This window comes from Arthrobacter ginsengisoli (genome assembly GCF_031456935.1).
Taxonomy (GTDB): domain Bacteria; phylum Actinomycetota; class Actinomycetes; order Actinomycetales; family Micrococcaceae; genus Arthrobacter; species Arthrobacter ginsengisoli.
In genome coordinates, this window is record NZ_JAVDVQ010000006.1 from 1 (window position 1) to 26635 (window position 26635).

The 26635-nt window shown below is 64.0% G+C and carries 24 protein-coding genes; 6 read left to right on the top strand and 18 right to left on the bottom strand.

Annotation, left to right across the window (positions count from 1 at the left end):
* Positions 1-256: 256 nt before the first annotated feature.
* From J2X01_RS08490 to J2X01_RS08505, 4 genes are all read right to left on the bottom strand, one after another.
* The gene (locus tag J2X01_RS08490; RefSeq protein WP_310055626.1) at positions 257-2563 is read right to left on the bottom strand and encodes a putative bifunctional diguanylate cyclase/phosphodiesterase; all 2307 of its coding nucleotides are present in this window, start codon (positions 2561-2563) and stop codon (positions 257-259) included.
* An 86-nt stretch (positions 2564-2649) separates the two neighbouring features.
* Positions 2650-3462, bottom strand: a complete 813-nt coding sequence (locus tag J2X01_RS08495) for an alpha/beta fold hydrolase (protein ID WP_310055630.1) — start codon at positions 3460-3462, stop codon at positions 2650-2652.
* Between the two features lie 63 nt (positions 3463-3525).
* Positions 3526-4158, bottom strand: a complete 633-nt coding sequence (locus J2X01_RS08500) for a DUF998 domain-containing protein (RefSeq protein ID WP_310055632.1) — start codon at positions 4156-4158, stop codon at positions 3526-3528.
* Between the two features lie 138 nt (positions 4159-4296).
* Positions 4297-6507, bottom strand: coding sequence for a hypothetical protein (locus tag J2X01_RS08505; protein ID WP_310055634.1), 2211 nt, complete (start codon positions 6505-6507; stop codon positions 4297-4299).
* Between the two features lie 526 nt (positions 6508-7033).
* Here J2X01_RS08505 and J2X01_RS08510 point away from each other — a divergent pair.
* Positions 7034-7414, top strand: coding sequence for a hypothetical protein (locus J2X01_RS08510; RefSeq protein WP_310055636.1), 381 nt, complete (start codon positions 7034-7036; stop codon positions 7412-7414).
* Positions 7415-7565: 151 nt separating this feature from the next.
* Entirely contained in the window at positions 7566-7904 is a 339-nt protein-coding gene (locus J2X01_RS08515; protein ID WP_310055638.1) for a hypothetical protein, read from the top strand.
* 93 nt (positions 7905-7997) lie between these two features.
* Here J2X01_RS08515 and J2X01_RS08520 read toward each other — a convergent pair whose 3' ends face one another.
* From J2X01_RS08520 to J2X01_RS08560, 9 genes are all read right to left on the bottom strand, one after another.
* The gene (locus J2X01_RS08520) at positions 7998-9506 is read right to left on the bottom strand and encodes an aldehyde dehydrogenase family protein (protein ID WP_310055640.1); all 1509 of its coding nucleotides are present in this window, start codon (positions 9504-9506) and stop codon (positions 7998-8000) included.
* Between the two features lie 5 nt (positions 9507-9511).
* Positions 9512-10420, bottom strand: a complete 909-nt coding sequence (gene dapA, locus J2X01_RS08525) for a 4-hydroxy-tetrahydrodipicolinate synthase (protein ID WP_310055642.1) — start codon at positions 10418-10420, stop codon at positions 9512-9514.
* A 43-nt stretch (positions 10421-10463) separates the two neighbouring features.
* On the bottom strand, positions 10464-11858 hold the full coding sequence (locus J2X01_RS08530) for a protoporphyrinogen/coproporphyrinogen oxidase (RefSeq protein ID WP_310055647.1): 1395 nt from the start codon (positions 11856-11858) through the stop codon (positions 10464-10466).
* A gap of 42 nt (positions 11859-11900) precedes the next feature.
* Positions 11901-13256, bottom strand: coding sequence for an MFS transporter (locus tag J2X01_RS08535; RefSeq protein WP_310055651.1), 1356 nt, complete (start codon positions 13254-13256; stop codon positions 11901-11903).
* Positions 13257-13622: 366 nt separating this feature from the next.
* The gene (locus J2X01_RS08540; RefSeq protein WP_310055654.1) at positions 13623-14342 is read right to left on the bottom strand and encodes a cache domain-containing protein; all 720 of its coding nucleotides are present in this window, start codon (positions 14340-14342) and stop codon (positions 13623-13625) included.
* Between the two features lies 1 nt (position 14343).
* Positions 14344-15120 (bottom strand): FadR/GntR family transcriptional regulator, encoded by a 777-nt coding sequence (locus J2X01_RS08545; RefSeq protein WP_310055657.1) that lies wholly within the window; start codon positions 15118-15120, stop codon positions 14344-14346.
* A 145-nt stretch (positions 15121-15265) separates the two neighbouring features.
* Positions 15266-16561 carry a cation:proton antiporter domain-containing protein gene (locus J2X01_RS08550; protein WP_310055660.1) on the bottom strand — a complete coding sequence of 432 codons (1296 nt, stop codon included), beginning with the start codon at positions 16559-16561 and terminating at the stop codon, positions 15266-15268.
* 201 nt (positions 16562-16762) lie between these two features.
* Complete coding sequence (locus J2X01_RS08555) at positions 16763-18619, bottom strand: pyruvate kinase (RefSeq protein WP_310055662.1); 1857 nt, start codon at positions 18617-18619, stop codon at positions 16763-16765.
* 5 nt (positions 18620-18624) lie between these two features.
* Positions 18625-19020, bottom strand: coding sequence for a VOC family protein (locus tag J2X01_RS08560; protein WP_310055664.1), 396 nt, complete (start codon positions 19018-19020; stop codon positions 18625-18627).
* 220 nt (positions 19021-19240) lie between these two features.
* Between J2X01_RS08560 and J2X01_RS08565 the strand changes: the two genes are divergently transcribed.
* From J2X01_RS08565 to J2X01_RS08575, 3 genes are all read left to right on the top strand, one after another.
* A complete protein-coding gene (locus J2X01_RS08565; RefSeq protein WP_310055667.1) occupies positions 19241-19981 on the top strand; it encodes an alpha/beta fold hydrolase in 741 nt (246 codons plus the stop codon).
* Positions 19982-20082: 101 nt separating this feature from the next.
* A complete protein-coding gene (locus J2X01_RS08570; protein ID WP_310055670.1) occupies positions 20083-20454 on the top strand; it encodes a VOC family protein in 372 nt (123 codons plus the stop codon).
* Between the two features lie 117 nt (positions 20455-20571).
* Positions 20572-21402 carry a GOLPH3/VPS74 family protein gene (locus J2X01_RS08575; protein WP_310055672.1) on the top strand — a complete coding sequence of 277 codons (831 nt, stop codon included), beginning with the start codon at positions 20572-20574 and terminating at the stop codon, positions 21400-21402.
* A gap of 32 nt (positions 21403-21434) precedes the next feature.
* On the opposite strand, the gene J2X01_RS08580 is transcribed toward J2X01_RS08575, so the two are convergent.
* Together J2X01_RS08580 and J2X01_RS08585 are read right to left on the bottom strand one after the other, a co-directional pair.
* Positions 21435-22676 carry an NAD(P)/FAD-dependent oxidoreductase gene (locus J2X01_RS08580; RefSeq protein ID WP_310055675.1) on the bottom strand — a complete coding sequence of 414 codons (1242 nt, stop codon included), beginning with the start codon at positions 22674-22676 and terminating at the stop codon, positions 21435-21437.
* Positions 22677-22854: 178 nt separating this feature from the next.
* Positions 22855-23292, bottom strand: coding sequence for a MarR family winged helix-turn-helix transcriptional regulator (locus J2X01_RS08585; RefSeq protein ID WP_310055677.1), 438 nt, complete (start codon positions 23290-23292; stop codon positions 22855-22857).
* 6 nt (positions 23293-23298) lie between these two features.
* Between J2X01_RS08585 and J2X01_RS08590 the strand changes: the two genes are divergently transcribed.
* Positions 23299-24612 carry a multidrug effflux MFS transporter gene (locus J2X01_RS08590; protein ID WP_310055679.1) on the top strand — a complete coding sequence of 438 codons (1314 nt, stop codon included), beginning with the start codon at positions 23299-23301 and terminating at the stop codon, positions 24610-24612.
* A 50-nt stretch (positions 24613-24662) separates the two neighbouring features.
* On the opposite strand, the gene J2X01_RS08595 is transcribed toward J2X01_RS08590, so the two are convergent.
* The 3 genes from J2X01_RS08595 to J2X01_RS08605 all read right to left on the bottom strand — a co-directional run bounded on the left by J2X01_RS08595 (position 24663) and on the right by J2X01_RS08605 (position 26603).
* On the bottom strand, positions 24663-25904 hold the full coding sequence (locus J2X01_RS08595) for an NYN domain-containing protein (protein ID WP_310055681.1): 1242 nt from the start codon (positions 25902-25904) through the stop codon (positions 24663-24665).
* A gap of 137 nt (positions 25905-26041) precedes the next feature.
* Positions 26042-26299, bottom strand: a complete 258-nt coding sequence (locus J2X01_RS08600) for a hypothetical protein (RefSeq protein WP_310055684.1) — start codon at positions 26297-26299, stop codon at positions 26042-26044.
* A 127-nt stretch (positions 26300-26426) separates the two neighbouring features.
* Positions 26427-26603, bottom strand: coding sequence for a CsbD family protein (locus J2X01_RS08605; protein ID WP_310055687.1), 177 nt, complete (start codon positions 26601-26603; stop codon positions 26427-26429).
* Positions 26604-26635 lie beyond the last annotated feature (32 nt).

A 26635-nucleotide genomic window follows, 5' to 3' on the forward strand; every position in this document is an offset into this window, starting at 1 on the left:
GAGGTTTTTCAATGAGGCAACGAAGCGGTCAACCGGAGGTTTTTAGATGAGGCAACGAATCACCTTCCCGGAGGTATTGCAATGAGGCAACAGGGGCCCGTCTAACCCCCAATAGGCGGGCCTTCACTGGTTGACTGAGGCCTCAAGAGGGAATCCTCCAGAGTCCAGGCGCGGTTGAACGCCCAGTAATTCGGCTGCTCCGTCCGGGCCGCTGCGGGAAACTCGAAGCCTGCCGTGCGTCGTGTGCGAGCGGGCGTCAGCTTCGGATGGCGTCTTCGAGTTCGGAGTCGGGTGCCGGCTGGAATCGCGCGGGTGAGGCCAGGAGGGCCTCGATCTTCTGGGCGGGACCGGGGCGGGACAAATGGTATCCCTGTCCCATCGTGCAGCCGAGGCTTCGGAGCAGGTGCAGCTGTTCGGTTTCTTCGATGCCTTCGGCGATCACGTCGAGGGAGAGTTTGTGGGCGAGGCCGAGGATTCCTTCGAGCATGGCCGTTGATGGTGCGCTGCCTTGCTGGCTGCTGAGGAAGGATCGGTCGATTTTGAGGATGTCCACGGGCAGCGCAGCGAGCGTGCTGAGGGAGGAGAACCCGGTTCCGAAGTCGTCGATGGCGATGCGGACGCCCAGGGCTTTGAGTGTCTTGAGGGCGGTGATACCGCCGTCAACGTTGCTAGCCAGGGCTGTTTCGGTGACTTCGAGGACCACCTTGTCTGCCTGCGTGGCGGGGTCGGAGAGGATGCGGTTAATGGAATCCAGATTCCGGGGTTCTCGGAGCTGGAACGTGGAGAGGTTGACCGCGATCCAGAGGTCCGCGCAGCCCGGCAGGTTTCGGCGCCACGCGGCGGCTTGTTGGGTGGCGGTCTCCAGCACCCAGGCGCCGATGGCGTCGATGTCGCCGGTATCTTCGGCCAGAGTGATGAACTCGGATGGGGCCAGAACCCCCAGCGTGGGGTGGTGCCAGCGCACCAGTGCCTCAACGCCCACGATTGCCCCGGTGTCCAGGTTGGCGACAGGCTGGTATTCGATGCGGAGCTGGCCCGCGGGCGTGGCCACGGCGAGGTCGGCCTTGAGGGCGGCCCGGTAGGCCATGTGGTCATAGCCTTCGGCGTCGAAGAGCTGGTAGCGGTCTTTGCCGCTGTGTTTGGCCATATACATCGCGAAGTCCGCTTCGCGCAGCAGCGTGGAGGGGTCCTGCGTTCCGGGACGTTGTTGGGCCGCTCCCATGCTGACGGTGACCATCAGGCGGTCTTCGCCAACATGGAACGGTGCGCGCAGGGCCTGGTGGATCCGCGCGGCGACCGCGGCGGTTCCGGAGCTTTCTTTCTGGTCCATGACCACGATCGCAAACTCGTCCCCACCGAGGCGGGCGACCAGGTCGTTCGGGCGCACGCAGCTCGTGAGCCGCGCGGCGAGCCGGACGAGCAGGAGATCGCCGCTGTCGTGGCCAAGTGAGTCGTTGACATCCTTGAAATCATCGACATCGATGAACAATAGTCCCGCGTGGCGGGCCTGGTGATCGCTGCCGGGGCCGAAGGCAGCAGCGAGGTGGTCGGTCAGCGCGGCGCGGTTGGCGAGCCCGGTGAGGGGATCGTGGGTGGCCCTGTGCGTGAGCTCCGCGTGGCTGCCGTGGACGGCGGCGGCCAGGGAGTTGAACGCCTGGGCCAGCTCGCCGAGTTCATCGTGGCGGACCACGTCAATGCGGTGGCGGTAGTCGCCGGTGCGCAGCTCTGCGACGCCCCGGCGCAGACTCTCCAGGGGCTGCATCAGGTACTTGATCATCCGCCGGCGGAAGTACAGCACCGCGGCGGCGGTCAGGCAGAACAGCGTGCTGCGCGCCACGATCACGAGCTGTTCGAGCCGTGCACTGGAGGCGAGCCCGGCATCCAATGACTCCAGGGAAGAACGCTCAATATGGTCAAGTTGGCCACGGATACGGGCGCCGGCAGCGGTGAATCCAGGAGCTTCCGATAGGCGGTCCACGCCGGGGGCCTGCATCTGGTCGGCCTGCAGGCCATGGGTCGTCAGGTTCTGCTGCCATGCCCGGCGGGCTTCAACGACGTCTGCTCTCATGGTCATCTCGGCTGGAAGGACCGTGGATGCCTTCTCGAACAGCTCTGAAAGTTCCTGTTGCTGCTGGATGTAGGCCGGCTGGTCAGAGGGTGCGCCGGCGAGCAGAAGAAGTCCGGCTTGCTCGTGGGCATCGAGGGCGGCCCGCAGATCCGCGACGATGCCCGCCTCGGTATGGAGCCGTGACGCGGCCGCATGCACCTCGTTCATGACTCCGCGGACACCAATGAAGGTCGCGGCGGCCCCGAGCAGGACCGCGAGGAACATCAGCAGGAACGCCCAGGACCATTCACGTTGCAGACTCCAGGTGCGCGTCGGCGCAATGGCCAGGGCTCCGGCCGCGGCGGGGACCGCTGACAAGTCGGCAGGGCCGTTGTCTGGAGCCTGACGGCCGCCATTACGGGACCGGTTAGGTTCGCCGTCCATGGCGCTGTCCGTCGAAGGCGCCCCGCAATCGTCGTCGACGCCGTTGGTGACCAGGCCGCACGCTGTCATCATCTTCCTCCGAGAAATTTGCAGCACGCGCCGCACCCCAAACTGGAGCGTAGCCGAAGGCTACCGGTATCACCGCACGGCCGATGACTTCATGTCGTGGCGTGCTCTCGCACGCGCGCGAGCCATTCGACAATAAGGGCTTGAGTGAGCCCGGGTTGCTCGTGGAACAGAGCGTGGCCGGCGCGATCGAGCACAGCAAAGGTGGCGCGAGGGTAGTGCTTGGTCAGCTCCCACGGGCCTGTGTGCCCGGCCGTGGCATCCCGCCGCCCGGCAAGAATTAACACGGGGTGAGGATAGGTTTTCGCCGCTTCCGGGCAATCCCGTAGCTCCCAGTGCGAAAAAATTCGCGCCAGGCTCGACTCGTCAACGAGTGACGCCGCGGGAGCCACGAACTCCTGGAACCGGCTAAGCGTTTCCGGAGTCTGCACCACGAAGTAGCCACGATAGGAAGCCTCGAGCTCCGGGCCCAGCTCGCCGGCCAGGTCCGCCGAGGAAACAAGGACCTCGTGTTTTGGCACGTTGCGGGTATGCGCGCCAACCGGGCAGATCAACGCCAGCCCGATAACCCGCTCAGGACTCCGACTGGCAATTGCGCGGGCCAAGTACCCTCCGTACGAGTGACCCATGACAAGAAACGGTTCATCGCCAATGATGCTGTCGATAAGGCCGAGCAGCAGGTCCAGGACGTCATCGTTGCTCGTGATCGTCTCGGGCGCCGGCGTGCGGCCCATCCCCGGCAGGTCCGGATACAGGCGCCGAAAGCCCTGAACGGTGCGGAATATCGGTTCGAGAGCGCCGGCCATCTCGCGATGATCCACACCAACGCCGTGCAGAGCGAGGACCGGCGTGCCGCCGCCGTACTCGGCGTAATGCACGGGCACTCCGCTGACCGTGGCCTCCATCCAGACAGTGTAGATCGCGTCGGGGCCCTTCGCCGCTTCGCAGTGCCATGAGGCAAACGTAGGTCATAGGACCTGGATCAGTGTCAGACCGCCTGCCAGTGCGACCCAAGCCAAATATGCCAGCATGTTGAAGCGATTGGGCCAGCCGATACGTACTTCAGGCTTCCCAATCGCGTCGGGTTGACCGAACCGGAACGTCGCGCCAAGGAACAAAATAAGGCCCGCCCACGGGATGATCGCCGCCCACGCAAGGATTTGCCCAGCCGGCGAATGCATGGCTGCACCGATTCCCGCACAGGTCGCGGCAACGGGAAAGCCCAGGATGAAGAGCGAGCCGAGACCGGCATGGACCTTGCCCCGGCCGGTGATCTCCGACCGCGGCGTAGTGATCGGGTCCGTGTCGACGAAGGCTGCCCCGATCGGCCCAAGAGCAACCACGGGAAGTCCGACAGCCAGAAGGCCGGCAGGCTGCCACAAGGCAACACCGGATGCTGCAACGCCGGTCCCGCCGAGGATGAAAGAAATGCGCATGATCACGCCGTACCTGCCCAATGAATATTCGCTGAGCATCCGCCATGAGGGGTCGAACTCTGGTTCGAGTTTGTGAAGCGCGATAACGCAAAGGATGGCAATCGCGACAGCACCCAGCGAGTAGTAGGCCGCACAGGCCGCTACGGAGTGCGTAAACGCCGTCATGCTCCGATTATGGCGCCCGACGCCGGAAGCGCCTCGCTCCCTGCGCCAGTCTCTCGCGCCTCGCATAACTGGGACTTGGAGCAGACAAAGCGGGACAAAGCGGGTCAGGGGGAGCGGCCATGCTGGCGCCGGCGGGGTTCATTCGCGTGATTGACGTTTGATGGAGGCTGAAATGCGATCCTCCATTGCTCGGACGCCGCCGACCGCCGCTGGACCCATCTGCTGCCTTGCGCGGTTTACCGCGTCGCGGACTTCGCGACGAACCACCCGTTCATTCTGACTCGACGACTTCTCTCTCGTTTCTCTTGCTAAATCGAGCAGATCGCGCGGGGCGTAGTGATTGACGCTCATGTCCGTGAGCAGGGGTAACTGCACTCGTAGATCCTGCTCGATGGCAGTGCGAAGGGGCCCCAAGCGGAGCAATTGCGTGAGGAAATCCGGGCTCAATACCGGCGACGGAGGCGCTTGAGGGCCAAGGCGTTCCCGTAGATGGTCCTTCATTTTCATTGCTGTTCCATCGAATGTCAGCCACCATGCCAGGTAGCCCATGGGTGATGGTCCGATCGTCCGTCGGTACTCGATGACCCCGACTGAGTTTTCAACGTCGTGGGCAACCAGGCGAGACCGCGTCCCCTGGTCGGCTCCGTAGTCACCTCGTTGTCTCCTTCTCTCGTGAGTCGCGTTCCATAGTTCCTGAACTGCGCCCCGAAGTTCGATTGATGCGGCATCCGAGTACTCCAGGAGATTTCTGGTCTCGATGGAGAATTCGTCGGCAAGGTAGTCGCTGACGTCCTGCAATGGTTGTTCGCGTCCACAAATGACCCTTTGCCAGTCCAAGAATTCATTCTCCGGTCGGCCCGAGAGCACGAAGGCCGAGTAAAGGAAGGGGACTCTTCCTGTCCAAGTCGACGTTCTGTTGTGGCCATAAGCCACGGCCAGGTTGAGGTGCCTTTCAACTTCCTCGATGACTCCTTCCGTTACGAACAGAAGCAACCCGGCGTCGACCGCTGCCCGCATCAAAATCGTGAAGTGTCGCTCCTCCGGATCGTCGACCAGGCTCTCTCCGATAAGCGGCAGGATCGCGGTGGTGTCCAACCATATGTCGCCTTCACTGAAGACGGTGAGCATGACTTTCTGGACGTCCGGGGTTTGTTTCAGGAATGCAAAAAGTGTGTATGCGTCAGCCAGTCGCCGAAGATGCGACTGTGTTTGAGGTGACGGCTGCTCCAATACATGCATTATGGCTGCGGCCGCGGCATCAGAATCAAGCTCATGGATGCCTCCATTTGCTGTAATTTTGTCCGCTATGGCTACAGGGCTGAGCTGGAACGGTTCTCCGGTTTCCACGGCTTCGGCAAAAGATTCGCCCCGTTCCAAGAGTGTTTCATCCAACACTGTTCGCAGTTGCCGAGATATCTCTGTCAACTGTGCTTCCCTCAGTTCCGTCGGTACTTCGAGGGCTCGAACCGCCACGGTGAGTTCCGCATCTAGAGCAGCTTCATCAAGGAGGAACTTGGCCGTCTGATCATTTAGCTTCTTGGCCTCCTCAAAACTGAGATGGTAAGTGTCCTCAGGCGCGGAAGCTGATTTGTGTTGTTTAACGGGCCCCTTCCGAGACAGGCGGTTCAGTGCGCTCAGGGTCAGGGCATCGACCTGCCCTCGCTTTCCCACGGGCATGCGGAGGGCGACTCCGTCTTGGATTTCGCTCAGGCTAAGTCGATTATTTGTGCTCGAATCGTGAAGCGCCGCCAAGACCAAAGAATCGAAGCAGCTCTTGGTAAGACTCTGATCGGTTGCCTGATCTTCGCTGTCGAGTGCCAGGTGCAGCACCGCGACCTTGCTCTCATCCGCTGTCAAGGTCGATATTCTGTCGATGACCCCTCGTTTGGACAGGAGCGGATCGACAAATCTCCTGGCCAGGTCTTCACTTGCCACTCGTCGTTGAGGATAGGACTCCTCGCGGTCCACAAACCACGACCGGTCCCGGATATCTACGGTTATATTCCGATCACGTCGAGACTCTTCCCTGAGTTCATCGGCAGCTGGACCAATCACCTGGTTGGTCATGTAGATCATGGTGCTGACCGAAGGAAAATTCCTCTTGAGGGTGTCCAGCGTACTCGTAATTTTCGTCTTCCAACTGGCCGTGACAGAGTATTGAAATACGACTTTTGACACACCGTCAATCGTGAATATTTCGGCGTCTCTGCCCTTGTCTCCGTTCGGAGCTGCCATCGTCCGGAGGGCTGGATATTCGACGGCTAAGAACTCTGACGCGAACTGTTCAAATACCTCCCAGTCGCCAGGGCCAATACGTTCCAGGGCGAGGGACAATCGTGGGTTCGGCATGATCGAATCATAACCATCACAATCCCTCCCTGAGCAGCGCTGTTCGGTTCCGTAACCCGACCGTGTTCGGGGGAACAGCGCCCCGGAAACACGTCAGTGCTACCGCCAGGCTTGCCAGAGATCGCCTTAGCCAGTTCGATTCATTCGGTCGGTTCTATATGTAATTCGGCGCGACCGGCATTGCGCGTTGCGATGTGTTTTCTGAGGGCTCTTTGCGCTGAGGACCCGTCGCAATTCGACGTGGCGGATCCGACGAGGCGGCGCTGGAAAATCAAGTAGCTGAATCTTCCTCCCAGTGATGTAAATCTGTCAACAGTCGTCATTGACTTTCACGGCTCCTGCGAGGACCATATCAAGTGAAGTCAAGGATGGGGGGATAACTAAGGGTCTGACCTGCCGAGATTATGCATGTGTACCGATTATTCGCACAGTAAATTTGGACTCTGCAGTGGAATGGCGAGTGTTGAGAAGCTTAGGCTTCCGAATCTGGTAATCAACTCCGAATTTGGGGATCAACGGAGACAAAATGACTAACAATTCTTTTAAGCTGGCTTTGGGTGCGCCCGGTGTTCTCACACCTGAACCTGTGAAATCCCACAGGGGAGACCGATTTAGTGCGATGGCGCATGGTCTAACAGCACTTTTAACGGCCGAAGGTGAAGCGGAAGGCAAGACGCCCGATCCCGCGGTTCCAAGAACAGCGAACCTTGGATTTGACGCCGTTGCGTTCAGTCTGTCGGGTATATGGGACGCTTCCACGGACCTCTCCGGTCACGCTTGGGACGCAATTAACGATCTTCTGGCTGTCGTTGGCGGTGGTGGCGGCGGCGGTGCTCGCAAATTGGTGAGCTCGGATGAAGCCGAAATCGTCACAACGACTCGGGCGCCGGCACTGTTTGGTCCGTGAACCTAGACGCTCCAGTTCAGTCGCGTTTGGACTCTAGGAAAGAAGGTCCGGGTGCAGGCCACTAGCTATGGCCTGCACTGGCCCAAATTGGGACTTCACCCATTTCTAATGAATCCCGGTCTAACTCGCTGTCGCCTGCCATACTGACGCCATGGCTATCCAAAGGACCATGGGTGGAAGGGCGCTGCGGTACTGTGCCGTCGTTATCCTGCTGGCCGCTACCCAACTGGCGGGCTTTTGGTTTCATTCAGCGGGCGTTTATCAGGGTCCTGCGAATGTCCCGCTCAGCGAATTTCCCGAGGACGTAGCGTTGATGATCGACATGGCGTCGATATTTTCGTCGTCGAAACCCAGAGCAGATTCAGGCTTCGCCATGCTGGCCGCAGTCTTCCAAACTCCATTGGTGCTCATCGCATCTGGCGGCGCAATCGCCGCCATTGTTTTCTGGAAACACCTGCCTCCCAGAGCCGGGGCCACCGAAGCGCACTGAACGTCGTGCGGATCGTCTCTGCGCCGGCTGCCGCGAAAGTGATCCATGCGGACGACGGCGGGAAGTCCCGCCGTCGTCCGCAGGCTGGGCCTGTCAGCGCCCGCGGTTGTGCATAACGTGCTTGGTGCGGGAGTAGTCCTCCAGGGCGTAGATGGACAGGTCGCGGCCATAGCCGGAGCCCTTGAAGCCGCCCCACGGAACCTCGTTGGCCAGCACCAGGTGTGAATTGACCCAGACCGTGCCGGCGTCGATCCTGGACGCCACGTCATGGCTTCGCCGGGCGTCTTCGGTCCAGACCGACGCGGCCAGGCCGAAGGGCACGTCATTGGCGCGGGCAATCGCTTCTTCCTCGCCGGCAAAGGTTTCGATGGTGACCACCGGCCCGAAGATCTCCTCGCGGGAGCACTCGGCGCCGTCGGGCACGTTCACCAACACCGTCGGGGCAACAAAGTAGCCCGGACCCTCAAGCGCAGAACCTCCGACGACGGCGCGGACCCCGTCCCGCTGTGCACGCTCGAGGTACCCGGTGACCCGGTCGAAGTGTCCCTTGGACGTCAAAGGCCCGATCTCGATCTCCGGCCCGGCGCCGGGTTCGCCCACCCTCAGCGTGCTGACCTCCTGCACCAGCAGTTCCGTGAACTGTTCTGCCACGGATTCGTGGACCAGCACGCGGCAGGCTGCTCCGCATTCCTGCCCGGAATTCCAGTAACCGGCAGCCCGCAGGGACGTGGCCGCGGCCGCCAGGTCGGCGTCGGCGAAGATCACCACCGGGGCCTTGCCGCCGAGCTCGAGGTGGACGCGTTTGAGTGATTCCGCGGCCCCGCGGGCCACGGCGCGGCCGCTGTTGACCGACCCGGTGAGCGCAATCATGTCCACATCCGGGTGTTCGGCGAGGCGGGCACCGACGACGGAGCCGCGGCCGGTGACCACGTTGAAGACACCCGGCGGCAGGATGTCCGCGACGAGTTCGGCGAACTTCAGGGTGGTCAACGGTGTCTGCTCGGACGGCTTCAGCACCAGCGTGTTGCCGGCGGCCAGGATGGGGGCGATCTTCCACGCGCCCATGAGCAGGGGATAGTTCCAGGGCGTCACGACCCCCACCACCCCCAGCGGTTCCCGCAGGATCAGGGACAGGTGGTCTGCGGCGTAGGTGCCGGCAGCCATCGACGTGGTGGCCCGGAGGGCACCGGCCATGAACCTGAAGGTGTCGATCGTTCCGGCGACGTCATCCTCGGAAACCATGAACGGCTTTCCGGTATTGGCCGACTCGAGCCGTGCCAGCAGCTCGGCATTTTCAGCCAGGCGGTCGGCCACCCGGTGCAGGATTTCGGATCGTACCTTGGGCACCAGCGATCCCCACTGCCCCTTGGCGGCGACGGCGGCGGCCACCGCAGCATCGACCTCCTCGACCGTGCCGTCGGCCACGGAGGCGATCGGCTTTTCGCTGCAGGGGTCAATGACCTCGGTGATTGGGCCGGAACTGCCGGGCCGGAAAACTCCGCCGATGAAGTGCTGGCCCGGGGCCAGCGATTCCGGCGCGATGAGCAGTTCGGGTGCTTGGGAGCGGTGGATCTGTGCCGGACTGGTGAGCGAAATGGACATCTGCGTTACCTCGATCCGGCCGCGGCGTGTGCTGCCTGGAACTTTGCAGCAAGCGCCTTGATGCGGGATTCCGTGTCCCGGTCCAGACCGTGGATCGGCCTGCGGGGCGCGCCGACGGGGAAGCCTGCGCCGTCGAGGGCTGCCTTGACCGCCGGAATGAAGGGTGCGCTGATGATGGCATCGATCAGGGGGTAGATCCGGTCCCATTCCTGCCGGGCGGCGTGCAGGTTTCCGGCTTGGACGGCGTCGTAGACCGACACCAGCTGGGCGGGGACCACGTTCGCGGTTCCGGCCATAACGCCCGCGGCGCCTTCAGCCAGCGAGGCGAACAACAGACTGTCCCAGCCGACGAAGGTGGAGATGACATCGGCGTGGTTGTGGATCAGCTGCGCGGACTGGGCCATGTCCGTCGTCGTGTTCTTGATGTAGAGGATGTTCTCGACTTCCCGCGCCAGGCTCCCGACAGTTTCCGGCTCCAGGTTCACGCCGGTGGCCATGGGCAGGTTGTAGAGCATGACCGGGATGTCCACGGAACCGGCCACCGTGCGCAGGTAGTCCAGGGTCTCGTCCAGGGACAGGGCTTCATAGTAGGGCGCGACGGGCATGATGACGTCGACGCCGGCAGCCTGGGCGTGCCGGGAGAGGCTTATCGCCTCGGCGGTGCTGGTGGCCCCGGTCTGGGCGACGACGGGAACGCGGCCCGCTGCCTGGTCGACGACGGTTTCGACGACGAGCCTGCGTTCGTCGCTGCTCAGCGCCGTGAATTCCCCGGTGGATCCGCAGGCGACGACGCCGTGGACCCCGCCGTCGATGGAACGGTCAACCAGGGTCCGCAGGCGTTCCTGGTCCAGTCTGCCGTCGGCCGTGAACGGGGTGGCCAGGGCGGTGAGGACACCTTTGAGTTGCTTTGACATGGTTTTTCTCCTTGAAAGATGTTGGTTCGAGGGGCGGAAATGGTCAGGATCCGGCAGCCAGCCGCAAGGTGGTCGGCAGGACGCTTTGCTTCTCCGTGGCCAGCAGGCTGGCCGCTTCCTGGGCTGCCGAGAAGCCGGTGGTGATGGAGCTTTCGGTGTAGAGGGTTCCGAGGAAGTCTCCGGCCAGGAACACGCGGTCCGTCCCGCGCATGAGCGTCGACTGGAGCTTGGCCCGGCCGGGGAAGCAGTAGGGGGAAGCAACCCTCCACCGGTCCGTCTCGGCCTCGACGACGCTGTCAGCGAATCCGTGGCCGAGGACCTGGTCGAGATCGGCAAGGTGGGTCTGGATGACTTCCTCATCGCTCTTGTCCAGCAACGCGCGCCCCAGGCTGGCGGGGGAGAACGTCATGAAGCTGCCGCCGGGCTTCCGCACGGACTCGGAACCGCGGACGATGCTCGCCTGGTTCAGGGCGATCGCGAACGAGCGCTTCGGTGCCGCGATGGCATAGATGTCGTCCCAGGGCCGTGCCGATGTCTCGTTGGTCAGGAAGGCCGTGCTGACGTGCGGGCCGTACTTGATCTGGCCGAGTGCACCGCGCAGGTCCTCCGGAAGGTCCACGCCAATTTTGTGCGACACGTCGGCGGTGGTCGCCAGGACGACGGTGCGGGCCTCCACCTCACGGTCGGCACCGCCCTGGCTGTACCGGACGAGGACGGAGTTTTTCCGATGCACGACCTCCTGCACGGTGGCTCCGAGCTGGATGCGGTCGCCCAGCGAGGCTGCAATCGACTCGGTCAGGGTGGACGGGCCGCCGACGATGCCCTGGCTGAGCCCCTGGCCGATACCCAGCACGAGGCTGAAGTATCCGATTCCGGCGCCGGCTGAGATCTCGTTCATGTCACCCGAGGAGCGTGTGACGGTGGTCTTGAACAGTGCGGCGGCGTCCTCTGAGAGGTTTCCAATGAAGTCAAGGAACGAGCTGTCGTTCTCGAAGTCATAGATGCGCTGCTGCCGCATGGCACCGGATTCCCCCGAACGCTTCCGCACGACGGACGTGTACTTGGCGACGCCGCTGACGACCTTCATGCCGGCCCGCAGCGTGTCGATCCGCGATGTCAGGGACATCGGAATGCGGAACGGGTAGGTGGCGATGTGCCCCTTGCGGATGAACTTGCCGTTCATTGACAGGGCCTGGAGGGACCCGGGGATCTGAACGGCCGTCACACCGACCTCATTGAGCAAGGCATCCGTGGACGACCCGGCCCCGGCGAACACGTGTCCTCCCCAGTTCAACCAATAGGCACCCCGGCGCTCGGACCGGATCCGGCCCCCGACACGGTCCTCTGATTCCAGCAGAACCGAGTCCCAGTGCCGCAGCCGCCAGGCTGCTGACAGGCCAGCGAGGCCGCCTCCGACAATAACTACGTCTTTCATCATCCGAACTTTCTGTGGTGAGGGGTGCGGGACAGTAGGTGCGTTTTAGTTCGCTACGCGCTGGCTGAGGGAGGCCTTGGCGGGGGTTTTTCCAGGCAGCGCGGCTGCCTCGCCCAGGGTCATGCCGCGGGTTTCCGGCGCCATGACGATGGAAACGGCCATGCCGATCAGCGTGATGATGCCGGCGATGATCATGGTGGGTCCGATGCCGAGGGTGGTCAGGGCCAGCGGGACCAGGTAAGTCCCGACAGCAGCGCCGATGCGGCTCAGGGAGGAGGCCAGCCCGACGGCGGATCCGCGCACTTCAGTGGGGAACAGCTCGTTGGGGTAGACCCACTGCATGATCTGGGTGCCGCCGATAAGGGGGGCGTAGGCGGCAAAGAGGGTCATGATGATCCAGGAGTCGGCGTCGGGGAAGAGGCCCATGGCCAGGAGTGCCAGGCCGCTCCAGAGGAAGCTGTGGATGATCAGGGGGCGCCGGCCCATTCTGTTGACCAGGAACACCGCAACGAGGCAGCCAACGAGGAACATCACGGTGATGGCAGCGGAGCCGACATGGGCCAGGTTCTCGCCGAGCTTGAGTGCCTCGAGGATGGCGGGCCCGAAGGCGTAGACGGCGAACAGGGGGACGATTGAACAGGTCCAGAAGATGGTGATGAAAGCCATCCGCTTGCCGTAGCCGGACTTCAGCAGTTGGCCGACGCTGACACACTCACCGGCCTCTTCGGGCAGGTCGGCCAGGGTGACGTTCGGCCCGTAAACGCGCTTGAGCACCTTGGTGGCTTCGTCATACCGGCCGACCTTGACCAGCCAGCGGGGTGATTCAGGGGTGCCGATGCGCAGCAGGACGATGATGAGGGCGGGTACGGCCGAGCTGGCGAGCATCCAGCGCCACCCGTCTTCGAACGTCAGTAGGAACTGGCCAACGATGTAGGCGACGGCGGCACCGACAAACCACATGGTGACGAACGCCCCGAGCAGCGGGCCGCGCCACTTTTTGGGGGTGAATTCCGCGAGCAGGGAGGTGGCAATCGGGTAGTCCGCGCCCACGGCAAAGCCGATGAGCAACCGGAGGATGATCAGCCAGAATGCGTCGTTGACAAAGGCCTGGGCGACGGAGCACGCAACCAGGGCGATGAGGTCCACGGTAAAGAGCAGGTGCCGGCCAAACTTGTCGGTCAGCCAGCCGCCCAGGAAAGCACCGAAGAAGATGCCGACCAGGGCGGCGGCCCCGATCAGTCCCTGCTCCGATGCCGTGAGGTTGAAATGCGGCGTTATCTGGATCATCGCGACGCCGATAATGCTCAGAATGTACCCGTCAACGAACGGGCCCCCGGATGAATACAGTGCCAACTTCTTGTGGAATGACGACAGTGGCGCGTCATCAACTACATGGGACATTGCTTTTCCTTTCAAACTCGGACTGCTTGGGGATCGGGGCCTTCAAGGGCCGTGGGATCCAACGTGTCCGGGTGTTTGAACTTGCGGGAGAATCCCTGCCAGGTGGCTCTCTTCCTCGGCAGCGGAGGAGGGTTTCGCGGGTAAGGCGCTAGGGGAAGTGCCTTTCAGGAGTAGCAGTGTGCTCCTGGTCACTCTTAAAGATACATCATTGTATGATTAATGCAATAGCTTTTTTGCAGCCCAATGTGGTGGCCGTGGGGACTGGGAAAGAGGCGCGGCGGAAGACGCTGTGGGGCAGGGCGGTGGTGGCTGCGGCTGAAAGCGTCAAGGAGTCCGGCGTCGCCGGTTTGGCGCAGGGTAGGCTGGTCAGCCTTCGAGAACGATGAGCTTCCAGGGCAAGCGGGTGGTGCTGCCCGGAGAAACGTCGACTGAGGTGGTTGCCCGGGCGAGGTCACCGTCGAGGAGCAACGTGCCGGCCGCGATGCGGGCGTTGTTGGAGGCGATGACGCGGCCGTTGGGTCCAAGCAGGACCACCACCGGCTCGCGGAGCTGCAGCGCCCGGAGGAAAATTCCCTCAAGCTTGGCGAGCGGAAGGTCGCCCCCGAGGACGTGAATGCCCTGCGCGGTGCGAGCGGGCACGCAGAGCGTGATGATGGCGACGTTGATGCCGCCGAAATCGACGTAGGGGCCGACTGCCACCGGCTGTCCGTTGGAGGCGGGAAGCTTGAACCACTCCCTGCCGGTGTAGTCGTAGTAGTTCAGCGAGTCCGGATTAAGGTCGTGGGTGACGAAGCGGGGCTCGCCCTGGGGCTGGGCCCTCCACCATTCCAGCCAGTGCGGCGCTTCGGCGAGGCTCCCCGGGGCGTAGGCGATCCCTGCCCCGATGATGAGGTCCGAGTGCAGCTTGATGAAATCGAACAGCCCCTGCTTCAGGAACTGGAAATCGCCGCGGCGGGGAACTCCGGGCACGGCATTCGCGGCAGCCGTCACGGTGCCTGCGATCTTTTCCAGATCGGCGAAGACGCCGTTGATGCTGGAGGAAATGGCGTGGGCAGTCCGTTCAAGGTTTTCCTCGACGGTTTCCATGTCACCTGCCTCCTTGAGGGTGCATTGTCAGGCTGAGATGCTGCTCGATTAGATACTCTGTCTCGCTTCGGCTGTGGAGCTCTGCCGCGCGGGCTGCAGCGTCGGCGTCCCGCGCCCTGATCGCATCGACGATCGCCTGGTGCTGTTCCTCCAACGTGCTCTCGCTGCTGGGCGGGACAGGCTGGCCCCACCAGAGGGTCATCAGTTCGGCCTCCAGTTGGAGGGCCGCCGAGGTCAGCCTGCTGGACTGTGCGGCAATGCTGACGGCGACGTGGAATCGGCTGTCCATGCGGCGCCGGGCCCGGACGTCGACCGTATCCCGGTGGCGTCTTGCCAGCTCTTCCAGATGCTCCACGTTCTGGTGATCTGCGCGGTCTGCGGCCAGCCGGGCGGACATGGACGCTATGGCGGCGCCCAGGTCTCCGAGGTCCCGGAGGGCCTCGGTGCTGGTTTCCCGAAGCTTGTGCTGCAACTGCGTGTCGGTAAGTTCGATTTGGCGGCGGATGACGCTTCCGCCGCTGCGCCCCCGGCTGGTTTCGATCAGGCCTTTGGTGCGGAGGGCGGCCAGGGACTGGCGGAGGGTTATCGGGGAGATGCCAAGCTCGGCCGCAAGGACGGATTCCGTGGGCAGCCTGTCGCCTTCGGTCAGGATACCCATCAGAATCGCGGTCTCAAGCTGGTACGAGACCTGGTCTGCCCGGCCGAGTCCTTCGGGTTCGCTGCCGCGCAGCAGCAACAGTAGATCGAGGGCGCGGGTGGAGATTGCCGTGCTCTGCATTTGCCAACCCTCCTGCTGCTTATCCTTAGGAAGATTCAGCCTCTCAAGACGTTTACCTATTACCTTCAATCTTTGCACATTCGATCGAGCAAAGGGCTGCCTCAAACGCCGATGTCTTGCCTGCGGTGCCCCGGGTCAAGGGCATCTAAGGCCGGGCCCGCTTCTGCCGAAAGTGCGGAAGGGGCGTATGGATGCGGCTCAGGCCCCGGGCGGGAGCGGGGGTGACAGGCACCGGCCCGCCGGGCTCCGGTCCCGCTGCGGCAGCGGCCCGCCCGTAGCGCGCGGCCAACGGCGCGGAACTGAATCCATGGGCCAGGACACTGAGCAGTACGGTGGCCGTGATGACCCCCACAGCCTCATCAGACACTGGTCCGACGGCCTCCAGCGCCAACAGCGCAAACACGAGGGAAGCCAGGCCGCGCGGACCGAACCACCCCACGAACAGGATGGTGTTCCGGTCGAGGCCGGCACCGATCGAGGCGAGTGCCACCGGCAGCATGCGCACCACGGTGAGGCTGAGCACCGCATACACGATGGTCAGGGGAACGAAGTGCGCAACCATGGTAGGAACGGCGATGGCTCCGAAGGCCAGCCACACCAGCAGTGATGCCAGGCCGCCCACCTGCTCGACGAAGACCAGTGCGGCCGGCGCCCGTTTCCCGGCGCAGGTCCCGAACGCCAGCCCGCCGCAGAACGCGGCGACGAATCCGTTGCCGCCCACTGCGAGTGCGGCGGTGTAGGCGAGCAGGCTCAGCGCAAGGACTCCGATGCCGGCGAAGTCCTCGGCGGCGGTCCCGCGCCGGCCCGCCACTTGCAGCAGCCACCCGCCCAGCGCACCCGTCGCTGCGCCGACACAGGCGCCGATGAGCAGCTCGACGACCGCGCTGCCGGGAGCAGCAGCGTTCTCCAAACCCGCTGCGGCGGCCGCACCAGCGATCGCGACCATGACGACCGGGGTGGCGATGCCGTCGTTGAGGCCGCTCTCGACGGTGATCAGCTGGCGGATCCGCGACGGCACCACCGGATTCGTCACCACGGGGACCCCGAGGGCGGCGTCGGTAGGCGCCAGCGCCGCGCCTACGAGGAGGGCCAGCCATAGCCCGAACTGGGGAAAGAACCAGATGGCCAGGACCCATCCGAACACAATGGTCAGCGGCAGCCCAACCCCCAGCAGCCGCACATAGCGGCCCACGTCCCGGCGCAACTGCTGGAGTGGCAGGCGGGCGGCGTCGAAGAAGAGCACCCAGACCAGAGTGATCTCGACCAGCGGAGTGACGGCCTCCGGGGGCGCGGAGCCATCGACCAGACCGGACCAGTTCAGGGCCGCACCGACGGCAATGAACACCATTGGAGCGGTGAGGTCCGCCTGCTGCAGCCGCGCCGAAACGAGCGCCCACACGAACAGGGCGGCAGCGATGAGGACTAGCGCCGTGAGCTCCATGACGGATCTGTGCTCCCTTCCGTGGACCCCGCGTCGGGGTTGCCCGGTGCCGGCCGCCGGACCAGTCCGCCCACAGGGGCAACGCTCCCTCCGCCGCCCATTGTGCCGAACCCTGAGTCCAGTACATTCCTCGTCCCGACGCTGCGCCAGAGAACTAAGCCCTGTTCTGTGACCGGGGGCCCGCAACGTCAGCCGCGGACGTCAGGCGTCGGTGCCGTTGTGGTCCCAGGCGCGGAGTCGTCTGAGCAGGCTTCGCTTCTTCTGGGTATGGTCCTGCATCCGGCCGAGGATGTCCGCGAGCATGCTGATGGCCTCGTTGATGAAGGGTCCTTTGTTGAGCATGACGCACTCGGCGCGCTGGGCCATGGCGGCGTCCGTGACTTCGGCCCGGGACGGCATGCCCCTCCGGGCGAGCGTGTCGAGCACCTGGGTGGCCCAGATTACCGGTGCGTGAGCGGCTTCGCAGAGCCAAAGGATTTCCTCCTGGACTTCCGCGAGTCTTTCGAAGCCGGCTTCCACGGCGAGATCGCCGCGCGCGATCATGACGCCGACGTCGGCCCACTTCATGAGTTCAAGGAGGAGGTCGGGCAGCGCTTCGAAGGCCGCCACTGTCTCGATCTTGAGCAGGATGTCCAGGTTCCGGTCGCGGCCCGGATCGAGGTGGGCAAGGAGCTCCCGCACGTCTGTTGCGCTGCGGACGAAGGACATGCTGACGATGTCGGCGAGTTCCCGGACATGCTCCAGATCAGTGATGTCCTGCTCGGTCAGGGCCGAGACGGTCAATTGCGAGTCCGGCAGGTTGATGCCCTTTTCTGCGCGAAGCCGCGTGCCCTGCGGCGCTGCGGACGTGATCACCGCCGTGAGCTCTCCCGGCCCGACGGCGGTAATCACGCCTCCGATCCTGCCGTCGTCGAACCAGATGCGTTCCCCGGTCCGGGCGTCTGCAAGGACGCTCTCGAGGGTGCATCCGATGCGGTGTTTGCCCACCGAGGTACTGTCGGCGGGGACGAGGTTGCGGCTCAGGATGATGCTGTCGCCCCGGTGGATGAGCAGGCTCTCGTCCACGGCCGGGAGTTCACCAACCTCCGCGGTGGCCCGCCCCGGTTTGTGGCCCTTCTTGCCGGTAACCCGGTCCGCGATCGCGGTGAGCCTTGTCCCCGGTGTGAAGTAGGTGGTTTTGTCCAGCGTCACGAGGCACCCGTCCCGGGAGGTCTGCTCCACGAAGAGCGTGCGGCGGGCTCCGCGGGCGTCCTTCAGCCTGATCCTCTGGCCTTGCCTGCGGGCGCCGGCCCACGTGTTGTCAGCCAGGGGAACCGCCGGCAAGGCCGGGTCGGGTGCCCGTTCCGGCGTCGCGCCGAGCCACACGCGTCCCGGTTCCAGGACCGTGCCCGTCTTGCTTCGGAGCGGTTGGACCCGGAGGACCCGGGGACCAGGACGGACCGGTCCGGTGCGCAGCTTGGGGCCGGCGAGATCCATGGCGATGAGGCAATGCTTCCCGGTGGCGTCTTCTGCGGCGCGGACATGGTCGACCATGAGCCGCCAGGCCTGCGGTCCGTCGTGGGCACAGTTGATGCGGGCCAGGTCCATCCCCCGCTCGACCATGCCGCGGACCAGGGACGCGTCCGCTGCGGCCTCGCTCGGCAGCGTGACCATGATCCGCGTGGCGCGGTCTTCCGGTTTGGGCCCGAGGAGATTGACGGCATTTCGGGCGAGCAGTTCGCTGCCGTCCGCGTAACCGGGAGGTGTTGCGGTGTGCTCGCCATCAGGGGTGACCAGCCGGGTCATGGTCCAGATCAGCGCTTCGATACTGGGCAGCACATGGGACTCGGTCCGGCCGAGCGAGGACAGCCCGTACTTCGAGAGCCGGGTCTGGAGATCCCTGATGTCATGGCGGCGCAGCTCTGTGTAGTGAACGAGGTTGAGGGCACTCTGGCGGTGGCGGGGCCGGACGGCCTCGATTCGTCCGGCGCTGCGCATTTCGGCGTGCTGGAGGTTGCGGCGGAGCCTGATGACTTCCTCAAGCAACGCGCGCAGTTCCTCGATCTCCGCATCGGACACGAGGACTAGTTTTCGGCTGCGGGTTGGAACAACTCGACAACGTTGCCGGACGGGTCTTCCAGCAAAATCTGCTGACCGCCCGGACCGGTGACAACGTCATTCCGGAAGGTGAGGCCTGCGGCGCGCAGCCGCTCCACTTCGGCGGCGATATCGCCCACGATGAGGTGGATACGGTTCCATCCTCCCGGTGCCGGCACCGTGCCGTCCGGCATTGGGCGGCCTGCCGAGCTACTCGGCCCGCTCAACAGAAGCCGCAGCCGTCCCCGGGCAACGTCGGCGAACGCCGGTGCGGCGTTCATCCTGAGGGTGAATCCGAGGTGCTTTGTGTAGAAGTCGATCGCCGCATCGACATCGTCCACCATGTATCGGACGCTGACCATCTCCGTAAGGTCGCTGGGCATTTCTTAGCTCCTTTCCGAACTCGTTTTGGAATTACCCGATTGCATTAAGCAGGAACTGGATCCGCGTGATCAGTTTGTCTGAAGTGCGGACGAACACGGGCAGTCGTCTTGATTGTCTACCGCTTCCGGCGTCGGATCTAGGCTCTTCTCGTTGGAACCGCCCGGCGTTAGGATGCCGTGTGACTTTCTCCCACGGCTACGCGGACAACCAGGCCTTCGTATGTATTACGAGGTCCACGGCCGGGCAGTTCCCGGCCAGCCGCCGCTGCTCCTCATCCCGGGCGGCGGCTCCACCATTGGCACCAACTTCGGCGAACTCATCCCGCTGCTGACCGAACAGCGCCAGGTCATCGCCGTTGAGGAGGAAGGCCACGGCCGCACCCAGCCCACCAGCCGCCCCCTTACCCCCGAGAATTCCGCCGCCGACGTCATCGCTGTTTTGGCCCAGCTCCACATGGAAACCGTGGATGTGCTGGGATTCAGCTCCGGCGGGCACACCGCCATCGCGCTGGCGCTCGGGCGTCCGGGCGTTGTCCGGCACCTCATTGCTGCCTCCACCTTCGCGAACCGCGCTGCCCGGCCGCAGGAATTCTGGGACGGCATGGCGAAAGCCACCCTCGAGGACATGCCGGACATCTACAAGCACGCCGACCGCGTTCTGAACCCCGAGCCCGGCCATCTGGAGCGGCTCTTCGAGCTGGACCGTCGGCGCATCCTGGACTTCCCCGGATGGTCCGACGACGAGCTGGGAACCATCACGGCCTCAACGCTGGTGGTGAGCGCCGACCGCGACTTCATCCCCGCCGAATATGCTGCCCGGGATGGCAGCCGCCATCCCGGGCGCCCGACTGCTGATTGTCCCCGGCGGCCATGGCGACTACCTCGGCGAGCAGGGCGCCAGCGGCGGGGACTTGCGAACTATGCACGCCACCGTCCCGTTCCTGCTCCGGTTCCTTGGTGAGTAGCGGATCCACTTGTGTTGCCGGCCCGTCCCGCGGCTGCCACCGGGATATCCGCGGGTACCATCGGTAACATCCGTCCCTCTGGAGAGTGGAGTAAACCATGCAGCTCGGCGCTTTTTCCATCAGCCTCGCCGTTAAGGACCTCGCGGCGTCTGCTGCGTTCTACGGGAAACTTGGTTTCAGCAGCTTCGGGGGCGACATCACCCAGAACTGGTTGATTCTGAAGAACGGTGAGACGGTCATTGGACTCTTCCAGGGGATGTTTGAAAAGAACATGCTCACGTTCAACCCGGGCTGGGACCAGAACGCGGAGGCGGTGGACCCGTTCACCGATGTGCGCGAGCTCCAGCGGGAGCTGAAAGCCAAAGGCACGGAGTTCCTGTCCGAGGCAGACGAGGGGACCACGGGACCGGGGAGCTTCATGGTCCTGGATCCGGATGGCAACCCGGTGCTCGTCGATCAGCACGTCTGATCTGCCAAGCGCCGCCAGGCCAAATGCCCGGTCGGCCCGCGAGCGCAAGGTAGCTGACGACGTCGATGCCGGTAAATCCTCGTTGTGGTGGCAGCGTAACTGCGCCACCATGATCCTATGGATGCTGAAACACGCAAGGCGGAGAACCTGAGCATTCCCCAGGCTTTCCTGCTGCTGGCTACGAACGACACGGACGGCAAACGTGAAGTGCCGGTGTTCGCACTCAGGACCACGTTGGCCGGGGCAATATTGGCCGAGCTGGACCTGATCGGTGCAATCGGGCTGCAGGGGAAGCACGTCAGGGCTACGGGCACGGCACCGCAAACGGACTTCCAGCGCGAGCTGGAGCTCATTCGCGGCAAATCACGGCCCCACACTCCCAAGCAGTGGGTCTCCATGCTCGAGGGCCGTTCCGAAGTGCAGCGTGTCTACGAGGGGATGGCGTCCCAGGGCATCGTGGAACATGTCGGCGAAAAACACCTAGGCCGGTTCCGGGCCGTGCGGTACCCGGAGAAGAACCACGCACCGGAGGCGGCGCTGCTGCAAAGGATCGAAGCGGTACTCAGCGGCGGGCGTTCCGAACCGTCTGCACCGGCGACGCCCGAAAGCGTACCGTCCGAACCCGCACCGTCTGAGCCCGTTCCGTCCGAACCCGGGATGCCTGAAACCGGGCCTTCGGAAACCGTGCTGCCTGAGTCCGTGACGTCCGAAGCCGGGACGTCTGAACCCGTCCCTTCAGAAACCGGGACGTCTGAACCCGTGGGGCCGGATCCCAGGATCACAGCGCTGATCGCACTGCTTCAAGTGGCCGGGCTGCTCGGCAAGCTCTTCCCGGCAGCGGATCGACGCCGTGTGATGGAGCTGACCTCGGGCCATTGGCCTGCCCGCGCGGTGGAGGACGAACTTCGTCTGGTCATGCTGGCGGAGGCAGAATCCCCAACCTTGTGATGCCCGCCTGAAATTGCCAGGCGGGGGAGTTGTCACTCCGGCCGGCCGACGACGACCTGTGCGGGACTGTGGATGATGTAGCCGTTGAGCCAGGAAAACAGGGCGCGGACTTTCTGCTGGAATCCGGAAAGGAGGGCGAGATGTACCAGCAGCCAGGAGACGAAGGCCAGCGGCCCTTGCAGTTGGATGCGCTTACGCCCGATCTCGGCGACCGCAGCGCCCCGACCGATCATCGCCATGTATCCCTTGTCGAAGTATTCAAATGGCCGCCGGGTACCTCCGGTGAGGTCTGCGTGGATATTGCCGGCAGCCCACTTCCCGGCCTGCTGCGCAACGGAGCCCAGCTGGGGTAGATTAGCCCCGGTCGAATCGGTCATGTTGGCGGCGTCGCCGAGGACATACACTCCCTCGACATCCGGGGCGGTCAGGTCCGGGCGGACATCGATGCGCCCTCCCCGGCCTTGCGCCAGGCCGGAGCCGGCAATGATCTCTCCCGCCTTCAGGCCTCCGGCCCACACCACGATTCGGCCGGGAATCACAGTCCCATCGGCGAGCGCGACGCCGTCGGCACGGACTTCCGTGACGCCGACTCCCAGATGCAGCTGGACGCCGATCTTCGTCAGGCGCTGGCGGGCGTAATCCTGCGACTTTGCCGAAAACGCATTCAGTACAGTCGGGATCATGTCCACCAAGTGGATGCGGCAGCGGGCTGCGAGCTCCGGTGAAAAGTACTTGGGCACCACGAACTTGACGTTTTCCGCCAGGGCGCCAGCGGTCTCCACGCCCGTCGGGCCCCCGCCGACGACGACCACGTCGACAGAGCCGCCGGATTCCCGGTCGGCCTGGTCCAGCAGCTGGGTCAACCTGGCACTCAACCGGGTCGCGTCCGTGACCGAATACAGCGGGAAGGCATACTCCTCCGCGCCCGGCGTATTGAAAAAGTTCGGCGCGGCGCCTGCCGCAATGACAAGGGCCTGGGCCCGGAACGTGTCGCCCTCGACGGTGGTGACGGCGCGGTTGGCTGCATCGACGGCGGCCACTTCCGCTGTGAGCACCCTCACCTGCCGTATCCGGCGGAAAACGGACCGAAGCGGCCGCGCTATGGCCGACACTCCGATCTGTGACGTCGCGACCTGATAAAGGAGCGGCTGGAACTGGTGATAGTTGTTGGAGTCGATGAGTAGCACGGTCACGCCCTTGCGCCCAAGTTCCCTGGCTGCCGTCATCCCGGCGAACCCGGCCCCGACCACGATGACCTGATATGTATCCTCCATCCGAGCAACCTACTCCACCTGACGCCGGTGTAACAGTGCCGAGGAGTACACCGGCAAGCAGGGAGGAGGTGAAGAGCTGGACGTTCGCGGGTGGGTCCTTGGGCAGCACGGGAGTGCCTGTCGTCTGCACTCAGGCCATGACGGGGCCGACGAGCAGCGGCCGTGTCAAGCGACTTAGCTATCCGTGGGGGCGCAGTCGAAAGGCGACGTCGCTGAGTGCATCTAGTGAGGCAAAGAGGGATTCCCGATGTTCGGGCGAGAGTTGTTCCAACACTTCCTCGAGCGACCCCGTCACCGCCGTGTCGATGCTGCTCCTGTTCCTTCGGGCAAGTTCCGTTAGGGAGAGCAACGACTTGCGTTTGTCTTCCGGATCCGAAACCCGTTCCACCAGACCGCGCGCGGCCAGGACCCTAACCGCGGTGGAAACGTTCGACGACTTGATATCCAGCGCCGCCCCCACTTCGGTGACGCTGGATCCCTGATGATCTTCCAGGTATCCAAGGATGACCCGCTCGGTGGCAGGCAAGGGATCAAGCCCGGCCCGCATCGGGCCTTTGCGTTGAACCCACCAGGCCAGCTCTAAAAGCGCCTTCGCTGCCTCATGCACTTTCTCCATGCCTCAATGTTTGTATGCAGACATACGTATGTCAACATAATGAAGCTGCCGAAACGAAAGTGGACCGATCCACCCATGACCAAGTCTTCAAAAGCAACAGCGTCCCTGATGGCCATGCTGGCGCTGCTCAGCGCCCTGGGACCCTTTGCCATCGACATGTACCTGCCTGCATTCCCGCAAATGATGCAGGATCTGAACACCAGCGCCGCGACCATTCAATTGACGCTCACCACGTTCATGCTCGGCATGGCAGTTGGCCAGCTCGTTATCGGGCCACTGTCGGATCAGTTTGGCCGGCGCAAGCCGCTGCTGATCGGTGCTTGCGCCTGCTTGGTCGCGAGCGTGCTCTGCGCCGTGGCACCAAACGTCGAGTTCCTTATCGGGATGCGGTTCGTACAGGGGTTCGCCGGCGCAGCCGGCGTGGTTTTGGCCCGCGCCATTGTTTCGGATTCCGCCCGCGGCGTGCACGCCGCCAAGATGTTCTCCATCATGATGGCCGTGGGCGGCATTGCGCCCGTTCTCTCGCCGCTGGCTGGCGGTGGCGTCATCGGCTTCGCCGGCTGGCGCGGGGCGTTTTGGGCACTGGCGGTTCTGAACCTGCTCATGGTGATCGGTTCCATCTTCATCGTGAAGGAAAGCCTGCCGCTGGAGCGTCGCAGCAAGGGCGGCCTGAAGGAGCTGTTCTCCAACACTGGCCGCGTGCTGGGCAACAAGCGCTACCTTGGTTTCGCCTTCGCCTTTGCCTTCTCGATGGCCGCCATGTTCGGCTACATCTCGGCCTCGCCGTTTGTCTATCAAAACATCCTTGGACTCAGCGCCACTGCCTTCTCGATGGTCTTCGCGCTGAACGCCTTGGGCCTGACGGTCACCAGCATCGTTGGCGTTAAGTTGGTGGGCGCCCTTGGTCCGCTCCGCATGACGTATATCGGCGTTTCGGCCTTGGTGGTCTTCAGCGCCGTTCTGCTGGCAGTCGTGGTGGTCGGCAGCACGCCCCTGATCCCAACGCTCGTAGTGATCTTCCTGGCGATATCCTCGCTGGGCTTCGTATTCGGCAATGCCGCAGCATTGGCCTCGGACCAGGTCAAGGAGTATGCGGGGAGCGGATCCGCGATCATGGGCGCGCTTCAGTTCGCGTTGGCTGCCATCGCCTCACCGCTGGTGGGACTCGCCGGAGAAGGCAGTGCCATGCCGATGGCAGTCGTGATGCTCGTGGCGGGCGTCATTGCGCTCCTGAGCCTGCTGGCATTCACCCGTGGTGCCGCGGTCTTGCCGGATGCCGAACGGGTGGAACGAGAGTTGGACCCGGTATCCCCACACTGACATGCACGCATGCAAAGCTGCTGAACGACGACGGCGTCCGAGCCGTCGCCTCACGTGTCGCCGAGGAGGCCGCCGCCGGCCCACCGCTTGAGCGCGAGCTTTTCCGCGTCGTCGAACTCCATGAGGGCAAGCCGGCACAGCTCTTCGACATTTTTAGTCCACGCGGCCGCGAGTTCACCGGCTGTCGACTCGTCGGAGACGGACCCGCCTGCGGACGCCACGCCCTGGATCACGAAGTTCACGGCGGAGCGGGACACAGGCTGCCCGGCCTCAACGCAGTCGTCCCTGACGGATCGTGCCAGTTCACTGCGATTGCTCGGGTGCTCGCGCAACTTTGACTCCAGCGACAGGAAGACCTGCCGGAACTGTTCAGTCGAAAGCGCGGGCACATCGGTTACCCGGGTGACTTGCTCCTCGATCGCCGGCCGGCCCTCCGGCGCCAGGGAGGAGAGCTCCGGCGAAAACCGCTGGGCGTCCCACACCCAGCCAGGTGATGGCGTGGACGAGTATTGAACGCCTTGGCCGATCTGGGCGATCCACGCCCCGAACTTGCCGTGGCCGCCCCAATCGGTCTTGAGCGACGGATCCGCGGTCAGCGCCCGGTGGGCTGCAACTGCTCCGGTAACCGGGCCCGGCGCGGCCTGCACAAGGGCGCGGACCGCGTCGGCGGCCGTCCCCGCGGACCCGGCAGCAAGGGCGGCGGTGCGGAGCGGTGCGGCACTTCCGGCGGATGTCACCATCCGGGGGATGTCGGCCGACGTCCCGTTGAGGATTGCCACGAAGTCATGGGATTCCACGACGCTGTCGGCCATCTCCCGGTATGCGAACGCCACGGCACCGGCGGCAATCACCGTCGTCATACGGTCGGCTGCCCGGAACCGCTGGACCAGCGAGGTGAAATCCGCGTCGGCCGAGGCGACGAAGAACTCCTCGATATGTCCGGGCCCGGACAAAGCATCCATCGCGTCCAGCACCAGATTGATGTCGGTGCTGCTCTTGCCGCGCTGGGTCAGGGACGGACAATCGATGACCCGGAAGCCGGCACGCGTCCAGTAAGGCCTGTACTTGGAGTAGACCACCGGGTTGAGATAGCAGTTTCGGATCAGGAAGCGGCGGGAGTCCTCACCCGCGCCGCCGTCGGCCAACGCCTCGACCCAATGTTTCGGATCTTCAGCGAACCTCTTGGCAGCCGCCGGGTCCAGGGCCATCAGCCCGGTATAGACGTTGTCGAAGTCAACAAACATCGCGGCGCGGATGCCGGGCCGCCTGGACTGGGGGAGAGGTTCGGTCATCGGCTCAGTGTGCCAGCATGAGGGCTGCCAATGCCGGATATGACCGCCACGGCGTTGCACTCCACGGCCAGTGTGCCGCGGCGCCGAAGCCCTACGCGCTGGCCGCGGGTGGGGGCCGCGACCAGCGGGTTGGGCAGTTAAGGCCGCAGGCGGCGATCAGGGGCCAGGAAGAACGCGGCGCCGCTGATGACGCAGAGCCCGCAGAAGAACCAGGCGAGGAGCGTCGTCGTGCCGCCGCCGGCCAGCAGGAGCCCGCTGGCGATCAGCGGTGCGAAGCCTGCGCCGAGGGTGGTCGACACCTGGTAGGCCAATGAAGTGCCGGTGTAGCGGAGCTCGGTGGCGAACATTTCAGAGATGAACGCTCCCATGGGTCCGTACATGAGTGCCTGGACCATGGACGTCGACGACGACGGCACTAAACGTACGCCGTCGTCGTTGCTCCGCCCGGAGGGAACACCTGTTGTGACGCGAAGGCCGGGGTGCGTTCCGCCGGAACGCACCCCGGCCCGTTGACCGCTTGTGTCAGTGTTTCTTGAAGGCGTCTTTGACTTTTTCGCCGGCCTGCTTCAGGTCTGCCTTGATTTGGTGGCTTTTGCCCTCGGCCTTCATCTTGTCGTTGGCGGTGGCTTCACCGGCTGCCTCTTTGCCCTTGCCGTGAAGTTTCTCAGTGGCGTTGTGGATCTTGTCACCTAGGCCCATGGTGATTCTCCTTAATTGGTCGCCCCCCGGCC

Bases quoted from the DNA above. Each gene is read 5' to 3' on its own strand.
- J2X01_RS08490 (WP_310055626.1), bottom strand. From the start codon at position 2,563: ATGATGACAGCGTGCGGCCTGGTCACCAACGGCGTCGACGACGATTGC.
- J2X01_RS08495 (WP_310055630.1), bottom strand. From the start codon at position 3,462: ATGGAGGCCACGGTCAGCGGAGTGCCCGTGCATTACGCCGAGTACGGC.
- J2X01_RS08500 (WP_310055632.1), bottom strand. From the start codon at position 4,158: ATGACGGCGTTTACGCACTCCGTAGCGGCCTGTGCGGCCTACTACTCG.
- J2X01_RS08505 (WP_310055634.1), bottom strand. From the start codon at position 6,507: ATGCCGAACCCACGATTGTCCCTCGCCCTGGAACGTATTGGCCCTGGC.
- J2X01_RS08510 (WP_310055636.1), top strand. From the start codon at position 7,034: ATGACTAACAATTCTTTTAAGCTGGCTTTGGGTGCGCCCGGTGTTCTC.
- J2X01_RS08515 (WP_310055638.1), top strand. From the start codon at position 7,566: ATGGCTATCCAAAGGACCATGGGTGGAAGGGCGCTGCGGTACTGTGCC.
- J2X01_RS08520 (WP_310055640.1), bottom strand. From the start codon at position 9,506: ATGTCCATTTCGCTCACCAGTCCGGCACAGATCCACCGCTCCCAAGCA.
- dapA (WP_310055642.1), bottom strand. From the start codon at position 10,420: ATGTCAAAGCAACTCAAAGGTGTCCTCACCGCCCTGGCCACCCCGTTC.
- J2X01_RS08530 (WP_310055647.1), bottom strand. From the start codon at position 11,858: ATGATGAAAGACGTAGTTATTGTCGGAGGCGGCCTCGCTGGCCTGTCA.
- J2X01_RS08535 (WP_310055651.1), bottom strand. From the start codon at position 13,256: ATGTCCCATGTAGTTGATGACGCGCCACTGTCGTCATTCCACAAGAAG.
- J2X01_RS08540 (WP_310055654.1), bottom strand. From the start codon at position 14,342: ATGGAAACCGTCGAGGAAAACCTTGAACGGACTGCCCACGCCATTTCC.
- J2X01_RS08545 (WP_310055657.1), bottom strand. From the start codon at position 15,120: ATGCAGAGCACGGCAATCTCCACCCGCGCCCTCGATCTACTGTTGCTG.
- J2X01_RS08550 (WP_310055660.1), bottom strand. From the start codon at position 16,561: ATGGAGCTCACGGCGCTAGTCCTCATCGCTGCCGCCCTGTTCGTGTGG.
- J2X01_RS08560 (WP_310055664.1), bottom strand. From the start codon at position 19,020: ATGCCCAGCGACCTTACGGAGATGGTCAGCGTCCGATACATGGTGGAC.
- J2X01_RS08565 (WP_310055667.1), top strand. From the start codon at position 19,241: ATGTATTACGAGGTCCACGGCCGGGCAGTTCCCGGCCAGCCGCCGCTG.
- J2X01_RS08570 (WP_310055670.1), top strand. From the start codon at position 20,083: ATGCAGCTCGGCGCTTTTTCCATCAGCCTCGCCGTTAAGGACCTCGCG.
- J2X01_RS08575 (WP_310055672.1), top strand. From the start codon at position 20,572: ATGGATGCTGAAACACGCAAGGCGGAGAACCTGAGCATTCCCCAGGCT.
- J2X01_RS08580 (WP_310055675.1), bottom strand. From the start codon at position 22,676: ATGGAGGATACATATCAGGTCATCGTGGTCGGGGCCGGGTTCGCCGGG.
- J2X01_RS08585 (WP_310055677.1), bottom strand. From the start codon at position 23,292: ATGGAGAAAGTGCATGAGGCAGCGAAGGCGCTTTTAGAGCTGGCCTGG.
- J2X01_RS08590 (WP_310055679.1), top strand. From the start codon at position 23,299: ATGTTTGTATGCAGACATACGTATGTCAACATAATGAAGCTGCCGAAA.
- J2X01_RS08595 (WP_310055681.1), bottom strand. From the start codon at position 25,904: ATGACCGAACCTCTCCCCCAGTCCAGGCGGCCCGGCATCCGCGCCGCG.
- J2X01_RS08600 (WP_310055684.1), bottom strand. From the start codon at position 26,299: ATGGTCCAGGCACTCATGTACGGACCCATGGGAGCGTTCATCTCTGAA.
- J2X01_RS08605 (WP_310055687.1), bottom strand. From the start codon at position 26,603: ATGGGCCTAGGTGACAAGATCCACAACGCCACTGAGAAACTTCACGGC.